This is a genomic window from Methylobacterium sp. WL116 (genome assembly GCF_008039455.1).
Classification (GTDB): Bacteria; Pseudomonadota; Alphaproteobacteria; order Rhizobiales; family Beijerinckiaceae; genus Methylobacterium.
Window position 1 is genome coordinate 1 of the sequence record NZ_VRUV01000420.1, and the last position, 4034, is coordinate 4034.

The window sequence follows — 4034 nt, forward strand, 5'->3', positions numbered from 1 at the left end:
CCCGCCCGCAGACCCTGGATCGTCCGCCCGAGCTCGCCGAGCGGCAACCGCCGGCGCGGCGCATCCCCGCATCCGGCGGCGTCGGCGCGATCGGGGATCGTGCTCACGTCCGAAGGCTCATGCCGACGCTTCCGCCCCCCGCGTTTCCGCAACCTTTCAACACGGATCGACGGCTCGGCGCTACCGGATCGTCACCGTGAGGTTGCGGACCGCCCGTGTCCCGATGTCGCGCGGCGGGTGCCTGCCGATCGGTGTCCGCATCCGCCGAGGCCGGTGCCTGCCCCTCTCCGGTCGGAACCGCGCCGTATCCGGTGCCCGAGCCCTCGCGCTTGATCGCGCGGGTCGGCGCGGCGATGATCGCGGCCATGTCCGACATCGGTGATCCGCCCGCGACGCGAACGGCGCCGCTCGTCTCGACCCGGGCGGCGACGTCGATCGTGATCGCCGACATGGTCGGGGTCGGCGTCTTCACCAGCCTCGGCTTCCAGGTCACGGACATCACGTCCGGCTTCACGCTGCTGCTGCTGTGGTTCGTCGGCGGCGTCGTCGCCCTGTGCGGGGCGTTCAGCTACGCCGAGCTGGCGGCGATGTTTCCCCGCTCCAGCGGCGAGTACAACTTCCTCACCCGCGCCTACGGCCCCGCCTTCGGCTTCATGGCCGGCTGGCTCTCGGCGACTGTCGGATTCGCCACGCCGGTGGCGCTCGCGGCGATGGCGTTCGGCCAGTATGCGCAGGCGATCCTGCCGGGGACCCCGCCCTTGCCCCTCGGCCTCGCGGTCGTCTGGGGGGTGACCGCCATCCGCCTGGTCGGGGGCCGCCACGGCGATGCGATCCAGGTCGGCTTCACGCTGCTGAAGCTCGCGCTGATCGTGCTCTTCATCGTCGCGGGCTTCGCCGGCGGCGGGGGCGGGTCGACCGACTTCGCGCCGAGCGCCGCCGACCCGGGCCAGATCTTCAGCGCGAGCTTCGCGGTGAGCCTCGTCTTCGTGATGTACGCCTACACGGGCTGGAACGCGGCGACCTACATCGTCGGGGACCTGGCCGATCCGCCGCGCAGCCTGCCGCGGGCGCTGTTCGTCGGGACGGGCGTCGTGCTCGTGCTCTACGTCGCGCTGAACGCGGTGTTCCTCTACACGACGCCGACCGCGGAGCTCGCCGGGCAGATCGAGGTCGCCCTGATCAGCGGGCGCCACGTGTTCGGCGAGGCGGGTGGGCGGCTCGTCGGCATCCTGATCTGCCTCGGCCTGATCCCGACGATCAGCGCCATGATGTGGATCGGGCCGAGCGTCACCGTGGCGATGGGCGAGGACGCGCCCTTGCTGCGCATGTTCGCGCGGCGCGCCCGCACCGGCGTGCCCGTGGCCGCGACCCTGCTGCAGGCCGTCGTCGCGAGCCTGCTGCTCCTCACCCGCAGCTTCGAGGCGGTGCTGGAATTCATCCAGTTCAGCCTGATCCTGTGCTCGTTCCTCACCGTCCTCGGCGTGATCAGGCTGCGCATCACCCGGCCCGACCTGCCGCGGCCGGTCCGCGCCTGGGGCTATCCGGTCACGCCGCTGATCTTCCTCGGCGTCACGCTGTTCATGCTGGTCCACCTGGTCGCCTCGCGACCGCTCCAGTCGCTCGCGGGCTTCCTCCTGATGCTGGCCGGCCTGCTGCTCTTCGTCGTCGCGGACGGGCTGGCCCGGCGCAGGGACCGGACGCCGATGCGATGAGGCCGCTCGATCCCGAAGCCGATGCGTGCGACGCGAGGCCGGCCGAGACCGCTGGCGCGCACCGTTCCCGAAGCGCGATCACGGCGTCGAGGCGGCGCCCGGCTTGGTCGCGCGCAGCACGTCGAGCCGGTACTCGGCGGTTCGCGACTGCGCCAGCACCCGCGCGAAGCCCTTCGCGCCGGCGATGAAGCCTTCGGCCGCGTCGTCGCCGGAAAGCGGGTAGTGGGTGACGCCGAGCCAGTGCACCAGCACGATGTCGGCCTCGGGCAGCACCGCGTTCTCCACCCGTGCGACGAGACGCGCGAGATCGGCCCGGTCGAGGTAGTAGGCCACCTCCGAGATCACGATCAGGTCGAACCGCCCGTCGGGCCATTGCCCCGGAACGGCGGCGAGCTGGAAGCGCGCATTCGCGCAATCGGCGCAGCGGGCGCGGGCCGCCTCGATCACGGAGGGAACCACGTCGAGCCCGACCACGGCATCGCAGCGCTGACAGAGCTGGTGCGTGAACACCCCGATCGAGCAGCCGACATCGAGGGCGGACGCGTAGCGGTGCCGGGGCAGGGCGGCGAGCGTCGCCTGGTACTTGGCACGCTCGTAGGCGCTCGAGGCGAACTGCCAGGGATCGGCCTCGGTGGCGTACATGCCCTTGAAGTAGTCGGTGTCGAGGGACTTCGCGCGCCGGCCCGTCTCCGTCACAGCCGGCCCTCCCGCCTCGCTCTCCGCACCCGCGGCGGCCGTCATCCCGAGCAGCGTGCCGGCGACGACGCCGCCCCCGGATCGCAGCAGGCTCCGGCGTGACGGTCGCTTGCAGTCGCGCACGATGAACCTCACCCCGTCCGTAGGCCTGTGATGAGCGCAACCGCATCCGCCCGGGACAGTTCCGCCGGAGCCAGCCAGCGTCAGGACGGCCCGATCGACAGTTCATGCCCGATCGACGGCCTGTGCCGGGAGCGTGAACGAGGAACATCGACGCGGCGCATCCCGTTGAGACAGCCGTATTATGGGAGAAAACGCATGGTCGACGTCGGGCAGATCAAGGAACACGCCGAGGTCGTCGGCTCGGACGGAGCCCACGTCGGCACGGTCGATCACGTCGACAAGGGCGAGATTAAGCTGACGAAGAAGGACGCGGCCGCCGGGGGCCTGCACCACTATATCCCGGTCGACTTCGTCCAGGCGGTCGAGGGCGACACCGTCCGCCTCGACCGGCCGGCCGAGGAGGTCAAGCGCGAGTGGTCGACGTCCTGACCCCATGGGATCCGCGGCGCCGGGGCGTCGCGTTCCGTCCCCGCACAGGCCCGAACGCGGTATCCACGGCGTTCGGCGCAACGGGCGACGAGCCCCCGGCCAACGGCTGCCGGGCTCCGTCATCGTCTCCGATGAGCGACCGGGAATGGCATCAACCGTGTTGAGCCGCGATGTCCGATGACGATGCCGAGGCGTTTCTGCGCGAAGTCCGCGCGGCGCTCGCCACCGCTCGCCCCGAGGAACCGTCCCTCGACAGCCTGCAGCGCCTGATGACCTGGCTGCAGACCACCGAGATGGAGGAAGCCCCGCCCGAGGCCGGCCGCGACGGCACGGAGGACGGCGAAGGCGCCGCCCCCGAAGTCTCGGAGCCGTGACAGACGATCGGGACGGAAGGGCCGGGGGAGCGTCGCGCCAGGCCCGGGGAGGCGACCCTGCCCGAGAGGGCAGGCAGGGCCGCCGCAGCGGATCGGGCAGATCTGCTGGCTGCCGAGGCAGTGAAGGCATGGTGCGGCAGACAGGTTGCCGAAGAATGACCGAACGGCGTTCGAATCGGACCGGAGTCGCAGAACCCGCGCAAACGCGTCGATCAACGATCCGTGTGGGGCGGAACGCCGGGCCGGGCGGATCCGTTTCAGCCGCCTCACGGGAGCCTACCATCATGAAGCTCGGTCTCGCCGCCTCGCTGGTCGCCAGCAGCCTTCTCCTCGTCGCCCCCGCACGTGCGCAGGGCACGGCGAACGCGCCCGGCGCGGTGCCGGGGTCGGCGGCCACCGCACCGGCGGCCAATCCCACCGCACCGGGGAGCAAGCCCGCGGCGCCGAAGGCGGATCGCACCGCGCGATCGAAGGAATGCTCGATGCAGGCCGACAAGCAGGGCCTGCACGGCAAGGCGCGCAAGGCCTTCCGGAATTCGTGCAAGCACGGCCGATCCTGATCCGGTCGTCCGGCGCGCCGCCTTGATCCCGCTCTCGCCGACCGTGCGTCCGCGACGTCGGCCCATCGGTGATGAGGTCGGCCGGATGCGGCTGTCCCTCCTCGGTGCCTGCATCCTGCTCGCCCTCGGCAGCTGCCAGG

The 4034-nt window shown here is 71.5% G+C and carries 6 protein-coding genes; 4 read left to right on the forward strand and 2 right to left on the reverse strand.

Features of this window, described 5'->3' with window-relative positions; all coding sequences use genetic code 11:
* Positions 1–103: 103 nt before the first annotated feature.
* Positions 104–367, reverse strand: coding sequence for a hypothetical protein (locus tag FV223_RS21870; RefSeq protein WP_147728966.1), 264 nt, complete (start codon positions 365–367; stop codon positions 104–106).
* Between FV223_RS21870 and FV223_RS21875 the strand changes: the two genes are divergently transcribed.
* Complete coding sequence (locus FV223_RS21875; protein WP_246689757.1) at positions 366–1712, forward strand: amino acid permease; 1347 nt, start codon at positions 366–368, stop codon at positions 1710–1712. The genes FV223_RS21870 and FV223_RS21875 overlap by 2 nt on opposite strands.
* A gap of 78 nt (positions 1713–1790) precedes the next feature.
* Here the strand turns inward: FV223_RS21875 and FV223_RS21880 are convergent, their stop codons facing one another.
* Entirely contained in the window at positions 1791–2531 is a 741-nt protein-coding gene (locus FV223_RS21880; protein ID WP_246689758.1) for an SAM-dependent methyltransferase, read from the reverse strand.
* A 195-nt stretch (positions 2532–2726) separates the two neighbouring features.
* Between FV223_RS21880 and FV223_RS21885 the strand changes: the two genes are divergently transcribed.
* The 3 genes from FV223_RS21885 to FV223_RS21895 all read left to right on the forward strand — a co-directional run bounded on the left by FV223_RS21885 (position 2727) and on the right by FV223_RS21895 (position 3894).
* Complete coding sequence (locus FV223_RS21885; RefSeq protein ID WP_147728967.1) at positions 2727–2960, forward strand: DUF2171 domain-containing protein; 234 nt, start codon at positions 2727–2729, stop codon at positions 2958–2960.
* A 170-nt stretch (positions 2961–3130) separates the two neighbouring features.
* Complete coding sequence (locus FV223_RS21890) at positions 3131–3334, forward strand: hypothetical protein (RefSeq protein ID WP_147728968.1); 204 nt, start codon at positions 3131–3133, stop codon at positions 3332–3334.
* Between the two features lie 284 nt (positions 3335–3618).
* Positions 3619–3894: a PsiF family protein gene (locus FV223_RS21895; RefSeq protein ID WP_147728969.1), complete on the forward strand. Its 276-nt coding sequence runs from the start codon at positions 3619–3621 to the stop codon at positions 3892–3894.
* The last annotated feature ends 140 nt before the right edge of the window (positions 3895–4034 follow it).

Bases quoted from the DNA above. Each gene is read 5' to 3' on its own strand.
- FV223_RS21890 (WP_147728968.1), top strand. From the start codon at position 3,131: ATGTCCGATGACGATGCCGAGGCGTTTCTGCGCGAAGTCCGCGCGGCG.
- FV223_RS21885 (WP_147728967.1), top strand. From the start codon at position 2,727: ATGGTCGACGTCGGGCAGATCAAGGAACACGCCGAGGTCGTCGGCTCG.
- FV223_RS21895 (WP_147728969.1), top strand. From the start codon at position 3,619: ATGAAGCTCGGTCTCGCCGCCTCGCTGGTCGCCAGCAGCCTTCTCCTC.
- FV223_RS21870 (WP_147728966.1), bottom strand. From the start codon at position 367: ATGGCCGCGATCATCGCCGCGCCGACCCGCGCGATCAAGCGCGAGGGC.
- FV223_RS21875 (WP_246689757.1), top strand. From the start codon at position 366: ATGTCCGACATCGGTGATCCGCCCGCGACGCGAACGGCGCCGCTCGTC.